This window comes from Mesorhizobium sp. M1329 (genome assembly GCF_040318035.1).
GTDB lineage: Bacteria > Pseudomonadota > Alphaproteobacteria > Rhizobiales > Rhizobiaceae > Mesorhizobium.
The window spans coordinates 99,889-120,597 of the sequence record NZ_JAMYLN010000018.1; the positions used below are offsets into that span (position 1 = coordinate 99,889).

Here is a 20,709-nt window from a genome sequence, read left to right on the forward strand (position 1 = left end):
TCGGCGCACGTCCGAGGCCCGCTCTTCGGCGTGCGAATAGGATTGTGTTTCATGCCCGCGCCTTTGCGGCGGGCAGCAACCAAGCGTCATCGATCTCGGGCAGCGGAATGGCGGCGAGGAGGTCGCGCGTATAAGCCTGCTGCGGGTGCTCGAACAAATCGTCCGTCGCGCTGGCTTCGACGATCGCGCCCTCGCGCATGACGATCACCTGCCGGCACAGTCGCCGGATCACCGACAGATCATGGCTGATGAAGGCAACGGTGAGGCCCATCTCCGCCGCGAGCTTTTCCAGCAGCGTCAGAATCTGTGCCTGCGTCGAGACGTCGAGGCCGGAGACGATCTCGTCGGCTAGCACGAATTTCGGCGACAGCGCCAGGGCGCGGGCGATGCCGACGCGCTGGCGCTGACCGCCCGACAGTTCGTGGCGGTAGCGACTGGCGAAGCTTTGCGGCAGGCCGACGCGCTGAAGTGCCTCCGCGACACGATCCCTGAGGCTGTCGCCAAGCCCGTTCTGCTTGAGCGGTGCTGCGATGATGCTGAAGATGGTGCGGCGCGGATTGAGCGACGACATCGGATCCTGGAAGATCATCTGCAGATTGCGGCGCAGCGGCCGCAGCTCCGCTTCCGGCAGATGGGTGATATCGCGGCCCTCGAAGCTGATGCTGCCGGCGCTCGGCTCCAGAAGCCGCACCAAGGCACGGCCAAGCGTCGATTTGCCGGAGCCGGATTCGCCGACGATGCCGGTCACCGAGCCCCTGGGCAGGTCGAAATCGAGGCCCTTCAGGATCTCGGCCAGCGGCGCCCGGCCGATCAGCGGCTTGCGCGTCATGTCGGGCAACGCGACCTTGAGCCCGCGCACGGAAAACAGCGGCTCAGCCATGCGGGCGCCTCCAGGCCTGGTCGGCCGTGGCGATCTCCGCGGCCAGTCCGGCCAGCACCGCCTCGTCCACCGGTTTCAGCGATGCAAGCGGATCGGTGTAGCGCGGCGTCGCCGCCATCAGCGCCCGTGTGTAAGGGTGCTGCGGGGCGGCGAAGAGGGCAGCCGTCTCGGCCTCCTCCACCACCTTGCCGGCATAGAGCACCGAGACTTTCTGGCTGATCTTGGCGACGACGCCGAGATCATGGGTGACGAACAGGATCGCCGTGCCGTGCTCGCGCTGCAACTGCGCGATCAGCCGCAAGATTTGCTTCTGTACGGTCACGTCGAGCGCCGTGGTCGGCTCGTCGGCGACGATCAGCCTTGGTTCGGCCGCAAACGCAGCGGCGATCAGCACGCGCTGGCGCATGCCGCCGGACAGTTCGTGCGGATAGCATTTGAGGACACGCTCGGGGTCGCGGATCTGCACCTCATCCAGCAATTGACGGATGCGTGCATCGGCCTTCTCACCGCTCCAGCGCAGGATGCGCACCAGCCGGTCGGTCATCTGCGGGCCGATGCGGCGCGACGGATTGAGCGCGGTCAAGGGATCCTGTGGGATCAGCGCCGTGCGCGCGCCGATCAGCGTGCGCCTTGCCTTGGGCAGAAGCTTGCCGAGGTCCTCGCCCTCGAGCAGCATATCGCCTTCGACGATGCGCACGCTGGGTGGCAGCACGCCGAGCACCGCCTTGCCGATCATCGTCTTGCCGGCGCCGCTCTCGCCGACTAGCGCCCGGACTTCTCCGGGCCCGACGGCGAGCGACACCGAGCGCAGCACGCGCTGGCCGTTGGGCAGAACGGCGCTAAGGTCGCGTATGTCGAGGCAAGATTTCGCCCGCGCGTTCATCGCAGCACCGGATCGAAACGTGCCCTGAGACCTTCGCCGAACTGGCTGAACGACAGCACCGTCAGGATCAGCGTGACCAGCGGGAACACCAGCACCCACCAGGCCTGATGGATCGACAAGCGGCCCTCTGCGATGATGCCGCCCCAGGTCGGATCGTCGGTCGAGATCGACAGATTGACGAAGGACAGGATCGCCTCTACGATGACGGCAATGCCCATCTCAAGCGACAGCAGTGCCACGATCGACGGCACCACATTGGGCAGCACCTCGCGCAGCATGATGCCGATGCGGCCATAGCCGGCGATGCGGGCGTTCTCGACATAGTCCATTCGCGACTGGCCCATCGCCTCGGCGCGGATCACCCGGCAGAAGCGCGTCCAGTCGATGACGGCGATCGCGATGATGACCGAGCTCAAGCCGGTACCGAGCACGGCAACCAGCAGGATGGCGAACAGCACCGGCGGGAACGCCATCCAGACATCGACGATGCGCGAGATGATGCGGTCGGCCCAGCCGCCGAAATAGCCTGATATCAGGCCGAGCATCGAGCCGACCAGGCAGGCGGCGATCGCGGCGGCGAAGGCGACGATGAAGGCGATGCGAGCGCCGAAGATCAGCCGTGACAACAGATCGCGGCCGAGGCTGTCGGTGCCCAGCCAGTAGCCGGGCTCGGCACCGGTCAGCCAGAACGGCGGCAGCCGCTCCAGCATCAGGTCTTGCGCCAGTGGGTCCTGCGGCGCGACCAGCGGCGCAAAAATCGCGGCCAGCAGCGCAATTAGCAGCCAGCCGCCGGCCAGCCACAGGCGTGCCCGCGAGCCATGTCTTGAAATGCGGGCCTCATCCATGGCGCAGCCTCGGATTGAGCAGCGCGTACATCATGTCGACGGCAAGGTTGATCAGCACGAACAGCAGCGCGAACACCAGTACGATGCCCTGGATCAACGGCAGGTCGCGGTTGATGACGGCATCGATCGCCATATTGCCGAGGCCTTCATAGGAAAACAGCCTCTCGACGATGACCGTGCCGCCGATCAGGAAGGTGAACTGGACGCCGACCAGCGTTAGCGTCGGCAATGCTGCGTTCTTCAGCGCCTCGCGCAGGATGACCTGCGTTTCCGAAAACCCCTTCACCCGCGCTAGCACGACATAGTCGAGGTCGAGCACTTCCTTGAGCGACTGTTTCAACAGCTGCGAGATGATGGCGGCCAGCGGCAGTGCCAGCGCGATCGCCGGCATCAGCATGTGCGCCAAAAGGTCCCTGGTCAGGTCGAAGCGCAGTCGCACAATGCTTTCGAACAGATAGAATTGCGTGGCGAAGGGCAGGTCGAGCTGCGGCGACACCCGGCCGGAAATGTCGAAGATAGGCACCAGCACGCCGAACAGCAGGATCAGCACCAGACCCCACAGGAAATCGGGAATCGAGAGCGCCGCACCGCTGGCAATGTCGATGCCGGCTTCGACCGCGGTGCCGCGCTCGCGCGCGCCGAGGATCGCCGTGGTGCCGCCGATCGCCACCGCCATCAGGAGCGCGACGATGGCGAGTTCCAGCGTCGCCGGGAGGCGATTGAAGACCAGCCCGAGCACATCCTGTCGCAATGATATCGAAGTGCCGAAATCGCCCCTGACGACACCGGCCAGCCAGATGAAGAATTGCTGGACGATGGTCTTGTCGAGCCCGTAGAGAGCGCGCAGCCGCGCGATGTCGGTATCGGTGGCGCCAGGCGGCAGCATCATCGCAATCGGATCGCCCGGCGCGACGCGGATGACGACGAAGACGACGACGGCCACACCGAACAGCGTGATCGCCATCGTCAGAAGACGGATCAGGAATCTTTGCAGCAGCATTCTGGCTTAAGCCTAATGCGTTTCAGTGACTGATGGAACGAACAGGCCCCCTCATCCGGCCGCTTCGCGGCCACCTTCTCCCCGAGGGGAGAAGAGGTCGCTGACGGCTGAGCCAGTCTCTTCTCCCCAGCTGGGGAGAAGGTGGCCCGAAGGGCCGGATGAGGGGGCCTGCGCAAGCAGAGGAGGCACGCTATCTTGCGACCGCGGGCCTCCTCGCGCCGATCTCAGGCCGGGCTCATCAGCGCCGGCAGAAGTGCGCCCGACACATGCTGCACGACGTTGACGCCCTTGGCATGCACGATCGGCTGCGCATACTGGATCAGCGGCAGCACATAGGCCTGTTCGGCGATGTATTTGTCGACGGCCTTCCAGCCGGCGATGCGCTTGGCCTCGTCCTTCTCACCCCATAGCGGATTGATCATGTCGATCAGGTCCTGACTGTCCCATACCGAATGCGGGCTTGGTCCATACATGGCGAAGCCGGTCGACGTCGTGGGATCGCCGATGGCATTGCCCCAATTGTAGAAGGCCGCCGGCGCCAGCTTGTCGGCGGCGCGCAACTCGTAGTGCTTGGCGATCTCGTACACCTCGATCGTCGCCTCGATACCGACCTTGCGCCACATGCCGACGATCGCCTGGATCATCTCGTAGTCCTTGGGCTTGAAGCCCTTGGTCGTCTGTATCGTGAATTTGACCGGCTTTTCCGGCGAATAGCCGGATGCGGCCAGCAATTCCTTGGCCTTTTCCGGGTTGTGCTCGACTTTGATCGACGCATTGTAGGCGGCGTATTCCGGCGTCTCCAGCGTATCGATGGGTTGGCCGTAGCCGCGCAGCAACCGATCGACCAAAAGCTTTTTGTCGACCGCCATCACCGCTGCCTGGCGGACGTTCTTTTCCAGCATCACGTCGATGTCGTTGAAGAAGATCATGCCGATGTCGGAAACGTTCTTGCACGAGCCGGCAAGTCCGTCCTTGGCGATCAGGCGGTCATATTCCTCGTAAGGAATTTCCAGCGTCACCTGCGAGGAACCGGACTCGATCTCGGCGACGCGGCTCGCGGCATCGGTGACGAACTTGATGGTCACGTTTTCGAAGGCCGGCTTGCCGCCCCAGTAGTTCGGGTTGGCTTTAAGCCGCAGGAAGGCGTTGCGCTCGAATTTGTCGACCATATAAGGCCCGGTGCCGATCGGAGCTTTCTCGAAGCCTTCGGCGCCGACCTTCTCGTAATAGGCCTTCGGCATGATGTAGCCGGTGAGGAACGACATCCATTTGAAATACACCGGGTCGAATTGCACGACGTCGCCGGTGATCTTGTTGCCGTCGATCTTGAAGTTGTTGACGTTCTTCCAGACGAACTGGATCGGGTTGCCGGTCTTTTCGTCGCCCGCCCGCTGCAGCGACCAGACCACGTCTTCGGCCGTAAATGGCGAGCCGTCATGCCAGGTCACGCCCTCGCGCACTGTCATCATGATCTTGCTACGATCCTCGTTCCAGCCCCATTCGGTGAGCAGGCCGGGCGCGAAAGAAAGATCCGGCTTCTGCGGGATGAACTGGTCGAACACCGATTGGTAGAGACCTTGGATGGTCGGGTTGACCGCCGAAGGCCCGGTGGTCGGGTCCCAGGACGGCAGATTGACATTGTAGGCGATGGTCAGTTCGCCGGCAGCCTTGGCGATTTGCGGCAGGCCGAGCGCCGTGGCGCCAAGTGCGGCCGCGCCATATCCGAGCAATTCTCGTCTGTTGATGGTCATGGTCGTTCCCCTGTTGCTTTTATGCGCGGTGTCGTTGTCAATCGGTGGGTTCAGGCTCCTTGGGCAACCGCGCCTTGTCCTCCTTCACCCTGGATGAAAAATGGAGCCTACCTCCCGCCAAGTTGTTGCGCGAGCATGAAGCCCGACGCCGCCCCGGTGCCGGCGCCCGGCCATGTTGCCGCCCCGGTCAGGTGCAGATTGCCGACCGGCGTGTTCCAGCCGGCGTAACCGCGCGCCGGCCGGAACAGGAAATTCTGCGCCAGATGATGGCTGCCGCAGATCTGGTCGCCGCCGACGAGGTTCGGGTTCTCGCGTTCGAGGTCGATGGGCGAGAACACGGCGCGGCCGAGGATCTTCCGGCGAAGGCCGGGCGCATAGCGCTCGATAATGTCGAGGACGCGCTCGGCGTAGTGCTCCCTAGCCTCGTCCCAGTGAGCCGCCGCGATCGTGCCCGCCGCATCGCCCACAATCTCGGCCGGCAGCATGCGCACCTGCACCCAGAGCACATGCTTGCCGTCCGGCGCACGCGAGGGATCGACCGCAGTCGGCTGACCGACGACCAGCACCGGTTCATCCGGCAGCATGCCGGACATCGCCTGTTGATAGGTCCGCGACATGGCATCGAGCGACGGCGAAAGGTGCACATAGGCGAACTGCCGAAGCTCGGCGCCCGCGCGCCAGTCCGGCAGATCGTCAAGCGCCAGATGGATCATCATCGTCCCCGGCGCATGGCGGAATTTTTTCATAGCCGTGTCGAAGCCGGCATCGCCCGATCCATTACGCAAAAGTTTCCCGGTCAGCGCCTTGGGCGCGACACCGGCGATGACGGCCCTGGTGGCGGTGTGGGTCTCGCCGGAAGCGAGCCGTACGCCGGTCGCCTTGCCGGCGGAAACCGTGACCTCGGCTACATCAGCCTCGGTGACGATCTTGCCGCCGGCGGCCGTGAGCATGCCCGACAAAGCGCGGATGATGGTGTCGGCGCCGCCTCTGCCGAGCACCATGCCGAAGCACTGGTTGGCCATGGATTCGAGGTAAGGGAACACCGCGCCGCCTGCAATGTCCGGGGCGAAATCGAGGTGCATGCCCCAGGTGGCGAGCGTCGCCCTGACATGCGGTGACTGGAAAGTCTCCTCGAGCCACGCGCGGGGTGAGGAAAGCAGCAACCGCCCGGTATCGAGCGCGCCGGCAAAACCCTTCTTGCGCCAGAGGTTCCAGGCGGTGCCGGCGAGCGCTCGGCCGCTCATCGGCGAGCCCAGCAGCCGGAACAGATGCTCGGCTTGCGTGGGGAATGCCGCAACCAGACCACGCCATGTGGCTGCGTCGGTCGCGGAGAAGGCAGCCATGCGCGAGGCGGTCTTTTCCAGGTCGCTGCTGACGCCGAACCAGCGACCGTCGGGGAAGGCGCTGGCAAAACAGTCGGCCGCCGGCACGAATTCCAGCCCGTGGGTTTTCAATTCATTTGCATATTTCTTGTGGAAGCCCGAGCCAGCGAATAGGCTCACATTCATCGCACCGAAATCGTGCCGGAAGCCCGGCAGCGTGAATTCGCGCGTCTGGACGGCGCCGCCGATCGTTGCATTGCGTTCGAAAACCGCAGCTTTCCAACCTTTGAGCGCCAGATGCGCGGCGCATGCCAGACTGTTGTGGCCTGCCCCGACAAATATGGCGTCGAACTCGCTCACGCCCCGTCCCATTTCCTTTATGCTTAAAGATAATTGCAGATGCATATGTTTTCGTCTAGTAGGATATTAAGGGCCGCGAGAGCCTTCAGCACCATCGAGAAAGAGGGAACAGAGACCATGGACACACAACAACTCCTCGGCGAAGTTGCCGGCCAGCTTCTTTCCGGCGCCATCCAGGTGGTCGACCTGACGGCGCCGCTCGGGCCGGACACGCCGCTGATCAAGCTGCCGCCGGAACTCGCGGTGGACACGCCGAAGATCGAGATCCACGCCATCTCCGCCTATGACAAGAACGGCCCGTGGTGGGCGTGGAACTGGCTCAAGCTCGGCGAGCATTCGGGCACGCATTTCGACGCGCCCAACCACTGGATCACCGGCAAGGATTATCCGGACGGTGCTACCGACACCATTCCGGCGCAGAACTTCGTCGGTCCGGTCAACGTTATCGACTGTTCGAAGCAAGCGGCAGCCGATCACGATTTCCTGCTCACCGTCGATCACATCAAGGCATGGGAAGCCGAACATGGCGCTATCAACGCGGGCGAGTGGGTGGTGATGCGCACCGACTGGTATAAGCGCAACGGCTCGGAAGCCGAGTTCCTCAACGCCAATGAGACCGGCCCGCACACGCCTGGCCCGACCGCGGAAGCCATCCAGTATCTGATCGGCAAGGACATCAAAGGCTGGGGCAGCGAGACGATCGGCACGGATGCTGGAAAAGCAGGGGGAATGGAGCCGCCATTCCCGGCACATAGCCTGATGCACAAGGCCAACCGCTACGGCCTCGCCAGCCTCTGCAACCTCGACCGGCTGCCGCCGAAAGGCGCGATCCTGATCGCGGCACCGCTCAAGATCGAGCACGGCACCGGCAGCCCGATTCGCGCGTTGGCATTGGTGCCAAGGCAATAGGGTAGCTGCGGTCTTCGGGAGAAGATCATGTGCGCAGGCAATGCTGTGGTGATGGGTTGGGAGCGGCAGTCCTGCAAGGCTGCGGCTCTACGGCGCCCCCCTCTGTCCTGCCGGACATCTCCCCCACGAGTGGGGAGATTGGCAGTTCTGGTGCCTAGCTCATTCCTGCGGCATTGGAGATTGGCGAAGGCCAAGGTGACGGCCGATCTCCCCCCAAGTGGGGGAGATGTCCGGCAGGACAGAGGGGGGCGCGCAGGAACGCCAGCCCGCGCAAATGAATTCCACCTTCCGCTCACCGGGAGCAACCCTCGATGAGCGCTCCCGATCACATCATCGTCGGCAGCGGCATCAACGCGCTGGTTTGCGCGGCGATGCTTGGCGGCAAGGGGGCGAAGGTGCTGGTGCTCGAGCGCAACGACCGCATCGGCGGCTGCGTGCGCACCGAGGAAATCACCGCGCCCGGCTTCATCCACGACGTGATGGCGACGACCTTCGTCCTGTTCATCACCTCGCCGGCCTATGCGGCATTGGGCAAGGATCTGGCGCGGCACGGCCTGGAGTTTTGCGACACCTCCATGCCGACCGGCGTGCTGCGGCCGGACGGCAGCCATGCCGTCCTGCGCACCGACCGTACCGCCAATGTAGCGGCGATCAATGCAATCGCCGCGGGTGACGGCGACAGGCACGCAAACGATGTCGGCGAGATCGAGCGCAACGCCGGCCTGCTGTTCGGACTGCTCGGTGGCAACCTGTGGTCCTACCCAACGGCCAGGCTGCTGGCGGGCGAAGCCTGGCGACGCGGCCCGCGCGGCCTTGCCGCCTTTCTCGGCAGCGCGCTGGTGCCGGCGCGCGGCTGGCTGGAAAGCACCTACCAGTCGGAAACCATGCGCGCGCTGTGGGCGCCCTGGGTGCTGCATGCCGGCCTCGGGCCTGAAGACGCGTTCTCCGGCCAGATCGCCAAGGTCATCGCCTTCGCGCTTGAGGCGGCCGGCGCGCCGATCGTCAAGGGCGGAGCGAAAAACCTTTTGTCCGCGTTCGAAGCCCTGATCAGGGAACGTGGCGGCGAAATCCGCACCGGCGCCGACGTCGCGGCTATCGTCCAAAGCGAAGGCCGCGCCACAGGCGTGCGGCTGGCTTCGGGCGAAACGGTCACCGCGAACAAGAGCGTTATTTGCTCGGTCACGCCGACCCAGCTCTACGAGCGGCTGCTCGGCGACGCGGCGCCGAAAGCCGACGTCGAGGCAGCGCAAAAATACCGCTACGGCAAGGGCAATTTCCAGATCCACTATGCCTTGGATAAACCGCCGGCATGGCGCGGCGAGGGCCTGGACAAGGTCGCGCTGCTGCATCTGACGCCCGGGTTGGATGGCGTGTCGAAGGCCTGCAACGAGGCGGTGCGCGGCATGCTGCCTGAGGTGCCGACCATCTGTGTCGGTCAACCGCACGCGCTCGACCCATCACGCTGCCCGGACGGCAAGGCGATCCTGTGGCTGCAACTGCCCGAGGCGCCACGGCATATCAAGGGCGATGCCGCCGGCAAACTGCAGACACCGGCGGACGGCCGCTGGACCGAGCCATTGCGCGAAGCCTATGCCGACCGTGCCGAAGCGATCCTCGCCAGCCATATCGGCGGGTTCAAGGACAGCGTCATCGCACGTCGTGCCTATTCGCCGGCCGATCTGGAAGCGATGAACATCAATCTGGTTGGCGGAGACCCCTATGGCGGTTCCTCGACCATCGACCAGTCGTTCCTGTGGCGGCCGTTCAAGACGAGCCGCAATCACGACACCGGGGTCAAGGGACTCTACCACATCGGCGCCTCGACCCATCCCGGCGCTGGCTTGGGCGGCGGCTCCGGCTTTCTCCTGGCGGGGAGGCTGTGATGGAACAGAAGGTTGAAAAGCGCCAGCGCATCTCGACTTTGGGCCAGATCGGCCTGCAGCAGTTCGCGCCCTATCTGATGAACCGCATCATGGGCCGCTACAACGCCACCTTGCGCGACAATTTCCGCAAGCAGGGCCTGACCATTCCGCAGGTCCGCACCTTGGCCGTGCTGTCGGTCACCGACGGCGTCACCGTCAACGACCTCTCAGTCTATACCGTGATCGAACAGTCGACCTTGAGCCGCACGCTCGACACGCTGGAAGGGCAGGGGCTGGTGCGGCGCGAGCAGGGCGTCACCGACAGCCGTATCCGCCATGTGTTCCTGACCGACGATGGCCGCGCCGAATTCGCGCGCGCCTGGCCGGCCATGCACGACGCTTTCGAGGCAATGTTCGACGATGTCGATGACGCAGAGTACGCGGCGCTGGTCGCGACATTGCAGAAGATGCTGAAGAACATTCGCAAGCACGACATCTGACGATCTTACGCGCCGCCATCGGGGCGGTAACGGAAGGAGCCCAAAATGGCCGAACGGTCTTTTGCCAAGGAAGTCGAAAAGCTCAGGCTCGGCGCCGGCGAGGAATTTTCCGGCGAGGGCATTCTCGCCATCACCAAGGCGCTGCTGCAATGCGGCGTCGGCTATGTCGGCGGCTATCAAGGTGCCCCGATCAGCCATTTGATGGACGTGCTGGCCGACGCGCAGGACATCCTGGGCGAGCTCGGCGTGCATTTCGAGGCGAGCGCCTCCGAAGCGACCGCCACCGCGATGCTGGCCGCGTCGGTGCATTATCCGATCCGCGGTGCGGCGACCTTCAAGTCGACGGTCGGCACCAATGTCGCCTCCGACGCGCTCGCCAATCTCGCTTCCGGCGGCGTCACCGGCGGTGCATTGATCATCGTCGGCGAGGATTACGGCGAAGGCTCCTCGATCATGCAGGAGCGCAGCCACGCCTTTGCCATGAAGAGCCAGGTCTGGCTGCTCGACCCGCGACCGAACCTGCCGTCGATCGTCAAGGCGGTGGAGGACGGCTTCGAGCTGTCCGAGGTTTCCAACACGCCGGTCATGCTGCAGGTCCGCATCCGCTGCTGCCATGTCCACGGCCATTTCATTGCCAAGGACAACAAGCGCCCGGCAATGACGGTCGCCGATGCGCTCGAGGCGCCGCGCCGCGACACCGGCCGCATCGTGCTGCCGCCAGCGTCCTTCCTGCACGAGAAGGAAAAGGTGCAGAAACGCTGGCCGGCGGCGGTGGATTTTATCCGCACCAACAAGATCAACGAGTTTTTCGGCCCGGAACACGGCTCGGTCGGCATCGTCATGCAGGGCGGCATGTACAATTCGGTCATCCGGGCGCTGCAGCGGCTCGGCCTCGCCGACACCTATGGCGACACCGACGTGCCGCTTTATGTGCTCAACGCCGTATACCCGCTGGTCGATGACGAATTCCTGTCCTTCTGCGAAGGCAAGGACGCCGTGCTCGTCGTCGAGGAAGGCCAGCCCAACTACATCGAGCAGGCCTTCGCCGCGATGCTGCACAAGGCCGGGCGCGGCACCAAGCTCGTCGGCAAGGAACATCTGCCTATGGCCGGCGAATACACCGGCCAGGTGATGCTCGACGGCATCGGATCGTTCCTGCGCGCCACCATCCCGCATCTGCTGCCAAGCGAGGTCCGCGCGCCGAACAAGATCGGCGACGGGCTCGATACCGCCGACCTGATCAACGTCGTCCCGGGCCGCCCGCCCGGCTTCTGCGTCGGCTGCCCGGAGCGGCCGATCTTCGCCGCCACCAAGCTGGTCGAGCAGGAGTTGGGCAAGCACCACATCGCTTCCGACATTGGCTGTCATTTGTTCTCGATCATGCCGCCTTTCGAGCTCGGCGCCACCACCATGGGCTACGGGCTGGGGCCGGCCTCGGCCTCGGCGTTCAATTCGCCCGATGCCAAGCGCCGCTCAATCTCCTTCGTCGGCGACGGCGGCTTCTGGCACAACGGCCTGACCTCCTCGGTCGGCAATGCGGTCTTTAATAAGAACGACGGCGTCATCGTCATTGTTGACAACTTCTATTCGGCCGCGACCGGAGGGCAGGATATCCTGTCGTCCCGCGCCGGCAACAAGACCAAGTCGACCAAGCATCCGATCACCGAGGCGGTGAAAGGCATGGGCGTCAAATGGCTGCGCCACATCGACCGCACCTACGACGTAACCAAAATGCAGGACACGCTGCGCGAGGCGCTGACGACGGACGAAAAGGGCCCGAAAGTCATTGTCGCCTCGTCCGAATGCATGCTCAACCGGCAGCGCCGCGAAAAGCCGCTGGTCGACAAGGCGATCAAGGACGGCGAGCGCATCGTCAAGCCGAAATTCGGCATCGACGAGGACATCTGCACCGGCGACCACGCCTGCATGCGGCTGTCCGGCTGCCCGTCGCTGTCGGTAAAGTCGCTCGACGATCCGCTGCGCGACGATCCGGTGGCGCATATCGACCAGAGTTGCGTCGGCTGCGGCAATTGCGGCGAGGTGGCCGATGCGGCGGTGCTTTGCCCGTCCTTCTACCGCGCCGACGTCGTCCATAATCCCAGCCGCTGGGATCGCTTTCTCGAAGCCGCCCGCCGCGCCACCATCAGCCTGTTGCAGCGTCGTCGCGAGAGCCGGCGCCTGACCTTCGCCGATGCTTGATAACGCTTCGCCATTGCGCCCGAAGGCGGGCCCCACTGAAGACGAGCCCGTCATCAAGCTCGCCGTGCTGGCGGTCGGCGGCCAGGGCGGCGGCGTGCTGGCCGACTGGATCACCGATGTCGCCGAGCGCAACGGTTACGTCGCGCAATCGACCTCGGTCGCCGGTGTCGCCCAGCGCACCGGCGCCACCATCTATTACGTCGAGATGTGCCGCGACACCGGCCGGCTGCCAGTCTTCGCGCTGTCGCCGTCGCAGGGCGACGTCGACATCCTGATTGCCGCCGAACTGATGGAGGCCGGCCGCGCCATCATCCGCGGCTTCGTCACGCCCGAGCGCACGACGCTGATCGCCTCGTCGCACCGCATCGCAGCGGTCTCGGAGAAGATCGAGCCCGGCGATGGCCGCGCCTCGTCCTCCAAGGTGCACGCCACGGCGGAGGCAGCGGCCAAGCGCTTCATCGCCTTCGACATGGAGAAGATCGCCGCCGACAACGGCTCGATGATCTCGGCCAGCCTGCTCGGCGCGCTCGCTGGCTCCGATGCCTTGCCGTTCACACGCGAGAGCTACGAGCAGGCGGTCAGTGCCGGCGGCCGCGGTGTGAAGGCCAGCCTCGCCGCCTTCGGCGCCGCCTATGATCGGGCGCGCGGCATCGCGAGTGCGCCTTCGGGCGACAAGACTGCAGGACCGGCGGCCGCTGAAACCGGCTCGGGCGCGGCGACAGAAGTCAGCGGTCCGGAAAGCCTGTTGAGTGGCTGGCGACAACTCGCGGCGCGCGTCACCACGCTGCCTGTACCCGCGCGCGACATGGCGCTTCGCGGCCTGAAAAAAGTCGTCGACTATCAGGACATCGCTTATGGCGGCGAATATCTCGACAGGCTCGACCGGGCCGTCGCTCTGGACAATGCCGAACACGCCTACGCGCTGTCGATCGCCGCCGCCAAGCACCTCGCCAATGCCATGTGCTACGACGACATGATCCGCGTCGCCGACCTGAAGACGCGCTCTAGCCGCAACCGACGCGTACGCCGCGAGGTCGGCGTCAAGGACGGCTCGGTGCTGCAGGTGACCGAATATTTCCATCCGCGCATCGAGGAATTCTGCGGCACGCTGCCAGCCGGGCTCGGCAGCTACATCGAGGACCGGCCGAAGCTCGCCGCCTTCCTCGACCGCCGCATCAACCGCGGCCGCCATATCCGGACCGACAGCTTTGCCGGCTTTGCCGCATTGTGGTTTATCGGCGGCCTGCGCCGCTGGCGCCGCCGCCTGCTGCGCCACAAGGTCGAGACCGCGCATATCGAGCGCTGGTATGCGCTGGCGCTTGGCCATGTCCGGCAAGACTACGCACTGGCCGTCGAGATCCTCAATTGCCGCCGGCTGATCAAGGGCTACAGCGACACCCATGCCCGCGCGCAATCCAAGTTCGATCGCGTGCTGTCGGCGCTCGACCTGGTCAGGGGCTGCCCGGACGCCGCCGACTGGATCCGGCGCCTGCGCGAAGCGGCACTGAAGGACGAGAAGGGCGACATGCTCGACGGCGCGCTGAAGACGGTGGCGTCGCTGGGCGACACCTCGCCGAGCTAAGGCGCTCGTTAAACCCGGCTGCAACTCAGTCTGTCGTCCATGTCGCCTTCGGCGCGGCAGTCCGCAGGGCAATTCTGAGGCCGATGATCTCGGCGATCGCAGCCTCCCGCACCAGGACGACCGTTTCCTTCGCCACATCATCGAAATTTTCGGCGACATAGCTCAGGTCGCTTAGGACATCGTCCTCCTCTTCCATGATTTTCTCCCCCTGTTGAACGTGAGGCCGGAACGGCCGACGATGAGATGGGCTTTGGGCTGGATCGATGGAACGCGTTTCTTTCACGCTATCATCACGGAAGTGAGGCTATCCAGCCCGCTTCGCTAGGTCTTGCCGCCGCCTTGGTTGTCTGGCTGTTTTGTAGTCTTCATGCCTATGGCAGCAGCAAACATATCGGCTCCGGGACCAAATAACGCCCGCCTCCGAGGGGTGATTTGCCAAATCGTCGCGGCCATGTGAAACGAGCGTGTTGCTGTCGAGGGTGGAATATTGAGGGTCAATCGACTAGCTCCGGCAAACGAGAGGATCGAGCGAGATGGCGGGTGGCCTTCGAATATTATTCGATGTTGCACCGTTGTTCACGCTTGGGCTGATTTTTGCAATTGTGGTCATAACAATTGTTCGGCGCATGCGGCGTTGAACGGGTCCTGCTCTCGACCGGTTCTGAACGTTCTGCACTCAAACCCGCTCCGTCAGAGATCGTAGGACTGGCGTGGATGGGAGCCTTGGTGCTCACGTGGCCTGTCGCCTTCGTCGTGGGTGGCTGGGGCGGACTGGGGCCGGGTTTCCGGCGCTTGCCCCAATCTTGCGTGGGCAAGAAGGCGGTCATGGAGGCGTCCAATCAGTACGGGCGTCAACTCATCCTTAGTTGCGAAACGCTGATGAGCGAGTCCCGGCAGCAGCCGGTTCGGCAAACGTAACGAAAAAAGCGGGGTGCTCTGTGTGGCTATCTGTGGCCTATGGCTGCTAGGATGAGAACGGCTTGCAGCGTAAAACTGCCTCAAATCACTGATATTGTTGGATGTTTTTGGTGCCGCTTGCGTGACTCGAACACGCGACCCCATCATTACGAATGATGTGCTCTACCAACTGAGCTAAAGCGGCCCGGGAAGCCGAGCTTCCAAGATGGGCTGCGTGATAGACGCAACCGGCCGCGAATTCAAGATGGCAGCCGCGATTTCAGGACGAGGTAATTCGTGCCGCCTCCATTCGGGCGCAAGGGCAGCCGCTGATCCGATCCGCCATAGGCCGCGTGACGCCGCATCGGCAGGCCGCGCGACCGCCACGTTAGCGCCGTGACGGGAAAATCAGCGAAAAATGTTGATTCCTTTACCGAAAACCGCCGAAATCGGTTTTGTACCCCTCGGCAAGGCAGAATGCGGCCGCTCGCTTGTTGATTGATTGGTCGCCTGCGGCTAACGATCATGACAATGTGAGTGAAATTGCAGAGGGAATTCGCTTGGACGCGATCGAAAAAGCGATCCGCAATGCCTTCGAGAAAGGCAATGCCGACGACCGGGCGTTTCGCGAGCGGGTCTATCGATCGGCTTTCGCGGCACTCGACCGTGCCCTTCAGGCCAATCCAAACGTCACCGTGGAGGTCGCCATCAAGCGCCGTAAGGCGGTCCAGGCGAAGATCACCGAAATCGAATCGGAATTCCTGCCGGCAGTTGCCGACGTCGCCGCGCCGACCGACAGTTTGGAGGCAGCACCGGAGGTGGAGCCTCCGGCTGAAACCGAAGCCGAGCCCGCGCCGTCGCCCGACATCGTAGTTGATGGTCCGGCGCAGCCGCCAGAATCCGATGCGCCCCGGTCGCGCGTCCTGCCGGTCGTCCCCGACATCATGCCCGATGCGCCTGTTCCCGAGGCGCCGGTGATCGACATGGGGGCCTCGGTTCCGACCGAAGCCGAAATCGACGACGCGGAAGTGGCGCCCGACCGCGACGACCGGCGGGCGAGGCGGCGACGCCTGCCTTTGACCGCAATCTTCTTCGGTGTGACGCTGCTCGCAGCCGCCGGCATCGGCCTTTATTTCGCCAACCAGACCGGCGTCTTCAAATCGGCGACCGAGCTCGACACGGCGCCGCCGGAAGCGCCGCCAACGGTCGACGGCGATGATTTCACGCCGGACGACACCGCTTCGCCGCCGAAGCAGGGCGAGCAGGACCAGGCGCGCGCCTGGATCAACGTCTTTTCGCCGGGTGACCCGACGCAGGTCAATGCACCGTCGGACGCCAAGGCCGATGTTATCCAGGACGAAAGCGGTTCCTTCCTGCGCATCCGCTCGGGTGCATCCGGCTCGGCCATCAGCTTCGACGTCGGGCAAGGCGTGCTGGAAAAACTCGCCGGCAAGCATGCCACATTCGACATCATCGCGCGCTCCGAGGAGGGGCAAGAGACGCAGATTTCCGTCGATTGTAATTTCGGTGAACTCGGCGACTGCGGCCGCAAGCGCTATGCGGTCGGTCGCGAGCGCAATGAATATCTGTTCGACGTGCGCTTTCCCGACAAGCGTCCGGGTGCTGCCGGCACCATCGCCATCAATTCCGACTTCGACAAGCAGGGCAAGTCGGTCGACATCTACGAGATCCGCGTTTCAGTCGTTCCCTAACTATCCAGCAGCGCCTGCAGCGTCTCGATGCTATCGGCTTCGGCCGTCGGCTTGTCCCAGCGCAACCGCGAAATGCGCGGAAAGCGCATGGCGACGCCGGATTTGTGGCGCGTCGAGCGGTTGAGCCCTTCGAACGCCACCTCGAGCACCAGGCCCTGTCTGCGGTCGGCCCGTACCGAGCGCACCGGGCCGAAGCGCTCGATCGTGTTGTCGCGGACATATTTGTCGATCTGCCTCAGTTCCTCGTCGGTGAAGCCGAAATAGGCCTTTCCCACCGGCACCAGCTCCTCCGATCCTTCCGGCCCGGACCAGACGCCGAATGTGTAATCGGAATAGAAGCTCGAGCGCTTGCCGTGGCCGCGCTGGGCATACATCAGCACGGCGTCGACGGTGTGCGGATCGCGCTTCCATTTGAACCACGGGCCCTTCGGCCGCCCGGCCACATAAGGCGAATCCCAGCGCTTCAGCATGACGCCTTCGATGACCGGATGCAGCGGCTTGCGGCGCAATTCCTCCAGCGCCTGCCAGTTGGTGAATTCGACCAGCGGCGACAGATCGAAGCGGCTCGGATCGAGTGTCCTCACGAAGGCCTCGAGCCGGCCGCGCCGTTCGCGGAACGGAAGTCCGCGCACATCCTCGTCACCAATCTGCAGCGCATCGTAGCAGCGCATGAAGGCGGGGTATTGCTGCTGGATTTTGGGTGACACGCTCTTGCGGTTCAGCCGCTGCTGCAGGTCCGAGAACGTGCCCGTCGCCTGCCTGGGGTCACCGACCAGAAGCTCGCCGTCGAGGGCGCCGGAAAAATCCATCGCCTCGGCAAGATCCGGAAAGGCGCCGGAGACATCGTCACCGGTGCGCGAATAGAGCCGGCGAATGCCGGCTTCGCAAACCGCCTGGACGCGGATGCCGTCCCATTTCCATTCGGCCGCGTAGTCGGCCGGGTCGAGCTTTTCGAGGTCGCCGTCACCGACGGCATTCGACAGCATCACCGGCCTGAACAGCGCCAGCGCCGTCTTCCTGGGTTTTTCCGCCTTGCCCTCCAGCCAGGCGAACAACGCCGTATAAGGCGGCGTCAGCCCGTGCCAGAGTTCCTCGATCTCGGCGATATCGACCTTGCCGAAATCGGCCAGCGCCTGCTTGGCAAGCCGCGCCGAGACACCGATGCGCAGGCCGCCGGTGACCAGCTTTATGATGGCAAAGCGTGCCGAAGTGCTGGCGCTGTCGAGCAGCCGGGCCAGCACCTGCGGCCCGTCGGAACGGCTCGCCGCCTGCAGCTTGGCCACCACCTCGGCCAGCGTCGGCTCGTGGTTCGCAATATCGACCGGCGCTTGCGGCCAGACCAGCGACACGGTCTCGGCCAGGTCGCCGACATAGTCGTAGGAATAGCCGAACAACACGGGATCCATGCGCTCGACGACCAGCGTGCGCAGCATCGCCGGCTTGACCGCGGCGATGGACAGATCGCCGGTGATGGCCGCCAGCGCCAGCCCGCGGTCCGGATCCTCGACGCTGCGGAAATAGTCGGTCAAAAGCGTCAGCTTGCCATTGCGCGACGGCGTCAGGACGAGGCGATCGAGGAGCTCGGCGAAGCGGTTCATGGGAGGAGCGCCAACGGGGGAAGCTTGCGATCCTTCGCGCCCCCCTCTGGCCTGCCGGCCATCTCCCCCGCAAGGGGGGAGATCGGATGTCGCGACTGGTTTCGCCAATCTCCAGCGTTGAGGGAACGAGCGCGGCGCCGAAGCAGCCATTCTCCCCCCTTGCGGGGGAGATGGCCGGCAGGCCAGAGGGGGGCGCGACAGAACGCTATACCGGCGATTTCCACCATCAATCGCCCTCGTCCTCATAGCCAACCAGATGCAGTGGCTTGGCGGCAATGCCTTCGAGTTCGCACCAGCGCACCAGCGCCTCCTCGCGGCCGTGCGTCACCCAGATTTCCTCGGCGCCGGTCTCCTTGATGGTCGCCGTCAGCTCGTCCCAGTCGGAGTGATCGGAGATGATCAGCGGCAGCTCGACGCCGCCCTGCTTGGCGCGCTGGCGGATGCGCATCCAGCCTGAGGCGAAGCACGACATCGGATCGGGAAAACGCCGCGCCCAGCGATCGGCGAAGGCGGATGGCGGGCCGACGACGATGGCGCCAGCAAAGTCGCTTTTTTGGCCGGTCTCGACGGTCGCCGGTTCCAATGTGCCGAGATCGATATTCTGGCTCTGGTAATATTCGCTGAGCTTGGCCAGCGCACCATGGATGTAGATCGGCTTTTCGTAGCCGGCATCGCGCAGCAGGCGCATGACGCGCTGCGCCTTGCCGAGCGCATAGGCGCCGACCAGATGCGTGCGCTCGGGAAACTGCTCGGTCGATCTCAGCAGCCGGGCGATCTCTTCGCTATCGGGCGGATGGCGGAACACCGGCAGGCCGAACGTCGCCTCAGTGATGAAGACGTCGCATTTGAGCGGCTCGAACGGCTCGCAGGTCGCATCCTTCTGGCGTTTATAGTCGCCGGACGCGACAATGCATGTGCCCTGATGCGCGACCTTGATCTGCGCCGAGCCCAGCACATGGCCGGCCGGGTGAAAGCTGACGGCCACACCGCCAAGCGCAATCGTCTCGCCGAGCACGGCAGCTTGCGTCGTTCCGGCAAAACCTTCGCCGTAACGCAGCGCCATAATATCGAGCGTCTGCTGCGTCGCCATCACCGAGCGGTGGCCGGAGCGGGCATGGTCGGAATGGCCATGTGTGATCAGGGCCCGGTTGACCGGCCGCACCGGGTCGATGAAGAAATCGCCGGGCCGGCAATACAGCCCTTCCGGCCGGGGATGAAGCAGGTCGCTGGCGCGCATAGCCCCAAGATAGGCGCTAATTCCGGCGCGGGAAGCCTGTTGTAAGTCACTGCTGACTCCAGCATAGAGCGCAAGCCGGCTGCAAACACCCGGCGGAACCCGACCACATGAAACCGCTCCAGACCTCGTCCGGCGATTTGACCGCCGACCGCCGCGCCGACTATGCCGAAATGCTCTATGCATCCGGCGATCATGCGGCAGCGGCGGAATTGCTGCTCGGCGCGCTCGAACTGGCGCCGCACTGGGCGGCCGGCTGGTTCCGCCTCGGCGAGATGCAGGAAGCAGCGAGCGCGCCCGATCTCGCCGCGCAGGCCTGGGCGACGGCACTGCGGCTCGACCCGGCGGACAGGCTCGGCGCGGCGCTCAAGCTGCAATTGATCGGCAGGGCAGCGGCGGCTCCGGCGCCGCCCAGCGCCTTTGTCTAGACGCTGTACGACCACTATGCCAAGAGCTTCGAGGCTGAGCTGGTCGACAGGCTCGGCTATCGTCTCCCCGAATGCCTTGACCGCTCCATCCGGGCAGCACGGCCGGGCCGGTTTTCGCTGGTGCTCGATCTCGGCTGTGGCACTGGCCTCATGGGCCAGAGGCTGCGGCCGATCGCCGATCGGCTGGAGGGCTACGATATCTCGGCCGGCATGCTGAGGCAGGCGCGCGCCAAAGGCGTCTACGATCTGCTCGTCAAGGCGGACCTGCAGGAGTTTTGCTATTCCGGCCCGAAAGCCGATCTGGTGACGGCGGCCGATGTGTTCATCTATGTCGGCGCACTCGACAGGCTGGTGAACAAGATTGCCGGAATGCTTGCCGGCGGCGGTCTGTTTGCGTTCTCCGTCGAGACGCTCCCCGGCGGCGAATCGTCCGGCAGCATCGGCTTCGCCCTGCAGCCGTCACGCCGCTACGCGCATTCGCAAAGCTATGTAGAGCGGGTTCTGGACGCCAACGGCTTTTCGGTCCTGTCGCTGCAGCCAACCATTATCCGGCAGGATCGCCGCCAACCGGTCGAAGGGCTGGCCGTCGTGGCGGAGAAACGCCGCTTGAAGCATTCACAATCATGACCAAGGCGGCGATCCTTCCCACCCCCCTCTGTCCTGCCGACCTCGGTGTAATGTTTGCTGCGAAAAAGCCCGAATCGCATGTCCGGATCATGCGGGTTTCGACAAGGAGCACGTTCATGC

At 64.4% G+C, this 20,709-nt stretch carries 15 protein-coding genes, 1 tRNA gene and 1 pseudogene; 7 read left to right on the plus strand and 10 right to left on the minus strand.

Annotated elements, in window-relative coordinates:
- Window positions 1–49: 49 nt before the first annotated feature.
- The 6 genes from NKH21_RS19275 to NKH21_RS19300 all read right to left on the minus strand — a co-directional run bounded on the left by NKH21_RS19275 (window position 50) and on the right by NKH21_RS19300 (window position 7,041).
- Window positions 50–880, minus strand: coding sequence for an ATP-binding cassette domain-containing protein (locus NKH21_RS19275; protein WP_352866920.1), 831 nt, complete (start codon window positions 878–880; stop codon window positions 50–52).
- Window positions 873–1,763, minus strand: a complete 891-nt coding sequence (locus NKH21_RS19280; protein WP_352866923.1) for an ABC transporter ATP-binding protein — start codon at window positions 1,761–1,763, stop codon at window positions 873–875. Before NKH21_RS19280 ends, NKH21_RS19275 begins: the two co-directional genes overlap by 8 nt.
- Window positions 1,760–2,608 carry an ABC transporter permease gene (locus NKH21_RS19285; RefSeq protein ID WP_352866925.1) on the minus strand — a complete coding sequence of 283 codons (849 nt, stop codon included), beginning with the start codon at window positions 2,606–2,608 and terminating at the stop codon, window positions 1,760–1,762. The genes NKH21_RS19280 and NKH21_RS19285 overlap by 4 nt, the downstream gene beginning before the upstream one ends.
- Window positions 2,601–3,608, minus strand: a complete 1,008-nt coding sequence (locus NKH21_RS19290) for an ABC transporter permease (RefSeq protein WP_352866928.1) — start codon at window positions 3,606–3,608, stop codon at window positions 2,601–2,603. The genes NKH21_RS19285 and NKH21_RS19290 overlap by 8 nt, the downstream gene beginning before the upstream one ends.
- Before the next feature lie 224 nt (window positions 3,609–3,832).
- Complete coding sequence (locus tag NKH21_RS19295) at window positions 3,833–5,359, minus strand: ABC transporter substrate-binding protein (protein WP_352866930.1); 1,527 nt, start codon at window positions 5,357–5,359, stop codon at window positions 3,833–3,835.
- Between the two features lie 107 nt (window positions 5,360–5,466).
- Window positions 5,467–7,041 carry a phytoene desaturase family protein gene (locus NKH21_RS19300; protein WP_352866932.1) on the minus strand — a complete coding sequence of 525 codons (1,575 nt, stop codon included), beginning with the start codon at window positions 7,039–7,041 and terminating at the stop codon, window positions 5,467–5,469.
- Window positions 7,042–7,158: 117 nt separating this feature from the next.
- On the opposite strand from NKH21_RS19300, the gene NKH21_RS19305 reads away from it, so the two are divergent.
- From NKH21_RS19305 to NKH21_RS19325, 5 genes are all read left to right on the plus strand, one after another.
- Window positions 7,159–7,950, plus strand: coding sequence for a cyclase family protein (locus NKH21_RS19305; protein ID WP_292655997.1), 792 nt, complete (start codon window positions 7,159–7,161; stop codon window positions 7,948–7,950).
- A 311-nt stretch (window positions 7,951–8,261) separates the two neighbouring features.
- Entirely contained in the window at window positions 8,262–9,833 is a 1,572-nt protein-coding gene (locus NKH21_RS19310; RefSeq protein WP_352665336.1) for a phytoene desaturase family protein, read from the plus strand.
- A complete protein-coding gene (locus tag NKH21_RS19315; protein ID WP_352665334.1) occupies window positions 9,833–10,312 on the plus strand; it encodes a MarR family winged helix-turn-helix transcriptional regulator in 480 nt (159 codons plus the stop codon). The genes NKH21_RS19310 and NKH21_RS19315 overlap by 1 nt, the downstream gene beginning before the upstream one ends.
- 45 nt (window positions 10,313–10,357) lie before the next feature.
- Window positions 10,358–12,511: a thiamine pyrophosphate-dependent enzyme gene (locus NKH21_RS19320; RefSeq protein WP_352665333.1), complete on the plus strand. Its 2,154-nt coding sequence runs from the start codon at window positions 10,358–10,360 to the stop codon at window positions 12,509–12,511.
- Window positions 12,504–14,093, plus strand: a complete 1,590-nt coding sequence (locus tag NKH21_RS19325; RefSeq protein WP_352866936.1) for an indolepyruvate oxidoreductase subunit beta family protein — start codon at window positions 12,504–12,506, stop codon at window positions 14,091–14,093. The genes NKH21_RS19320 and NKH21_RS19325 overlap by 8 nt, the downstream gene beginning before the upstream one ends.
- A 25-nt stretch (window positions 14,094–14,118) precedes the next feature.
- On the opposite strand, the gene NKH21_RS19330 is transcribed toward NKH21_RS19325, so the two are convergent.
- The gene (locus NKH21_RS19330) at window positions 14,119–14,289 is read right to left on the minus strand and encodes a hypothetical protein (protein WP_352866937.1); all 171 of its coding nucleotides are present in this window, start codon (window positions 14,287–14,289) and stop codon (window positions 14,119–14,121) included.
- 830 nt (window positions 14,290–15,119) lie between these two features.
- Window positions 15,120–15,195: transfer RNA gene (locus NKH21_RS19335), tRNA-Thr, on the minus strand.
- A gap of 355 nt (window positions 15,196–15,550) precedes the next feature.
- Between NKH21_RS19335 and NKH21_RS19340 the strand changes: the two genes are divergently transcribed.
- A complete protein-coding gene (locus tag NKH21_RS19340; RefSeq protein WP_352866940.1) occupies window positions 15,551–16,702 on the plus strand; it encodes a hypothetical protein in 1,152 nt (383 codons plus the stop codon).
- Here NKH21_RS19340 and NKH21_RS19345 read toward each other — a convergent pair.
- Both NKH21_RS19345 and NKH21_RS19350 read right to left on the minus strand, forming a co-directional pair.
- Complete coding sequence (locus NKH21_RS19345; protein WP_352866942.1) at window positions 16,699–18,300, minus strand: cisplatin damage response ATP-dependent DNA ligase; 1,602 nt, start codon at window positions 18,298–18,300, stop codon at window positions 16,699–16,701. The genes NKH21_RS19340 and NKH21_RS19345 overlap by 4 nt on opposite strands.
- A gap of 226 nt (window positions 18,301–18,526) precedes the next feature.
- Window positions 18,527–19,537 (minus strand): ligase-associated DNA damage response exonuclease, encoded by a 1,011-nt coding sequence (locus NKH21_RS19350; protein ID WP_352866944.1) that lies wholly within the window; start codon window positions 19,535–19,537, stop codon window positions 18,527–18,529.
- A 107-nt stretch (window positions 19,538–19,644) separates the two neighbouring features.
- Between NKH21_RS19350 and NKH21_RS19355 the strand changes: the two are divergent.
- Window positions 19,645–20,589: pseudogene (locus NKH21_RS19355) on the plus strand (methyltransferase domain-containing protein).
- Window positions 20,590–20,709 lie beyond the last annotated feature (120 nt).

Coding starts and splice junctions, on each gene's coding strand:
- NKH21_RS19275 (WP_352866920.1), bottom strand. CDS start 880: ATGGCTGAGCCGCTGTTTTCCGTGCGCGGGCTCAAGGTCGCGTTGCCC.
- NKH21_RS19280 (WP_352866923.1), bottom strand. CDS start 1,763: ATGAACGCGCGGGCGAAATCTTGCCTCGACATACGCGACCTTAGCGCC.
- NKH21_RS19285 (WP_352866925.1), bottom strand. CDS start 2,608: ATGGATGAGGCCCGCATTTCAAGACATGGCTCGCGGGCACGCCTGTGG.
- NKH21_RS19290 (WP_352866928.1), bottom strand. CDS start 3,608: ATGCTGCTGCAAAGATTCCTGATCCGTCTTCTGACGATGGCGATCACG.
- NKH21_RS19295 (WP_352866930.1), bottom strand. CDS start 5,359: ATGACCATCAACAGACGAGAATTGCTCGGATATGGCGCGGCCGCACTT.
- NKH21_RS19305 (WP_292655997.1), top strand. CDS start 7,159: ATGGACACACAACAACTCCTCGGCGAAGTTGCCGGCCAGCTTCTTTCC.
- NKH21_RS19310 (WP_352665336.1), top strand. CDS start 8,262: ATGAGCGCTCCCGATCACATCATCGTCGGCAGCGGCATCAACGCGCTG.
- NKH21_RS19315 (WP_352665334.1), top strand. CDS start 9,833: ATGGAACAGAAGGTTGAAAAGCGCCAGCGCATCTCGACTTTGGGCCAG.
- NKH21_RS19320 (WP_352665333.1), top strand. CDS start 10,358: ATGGCCGAACGGTCTTTTGCCAAGGAAGTCGAAAAGCTCAGGCTCGGC.
- NKH21_RS19325 (WP_352866936.1), top strand. CDS start 12,504: ATGCTTGATAACGCTTCGCCATTGCGCCCGAAGGCGGGCCCCACTGAA.
- NKH21_RS19330 (WP_352866937.1), bottom strand. CDS start 14,289: ATGGAAGAGGAGGACGATGTCCTAAGCGACCTGAGCTATGTCGCCGAA.
- NKH21_RS19345 (WP_352866942.1), bottom strand. CDS start 18,300: ATGAACCGCTTCGCCGAGCTCCTCGATCGCCTCGTCCTGACGCCGTCG.
- NKH21_RS19350 (WP_352866944.1), bottom strand. CDS start 19,537: ATGCGCGCCAGCGACCTGCTTCATCCCCGGCCGGAAGGGCTGTATTGC.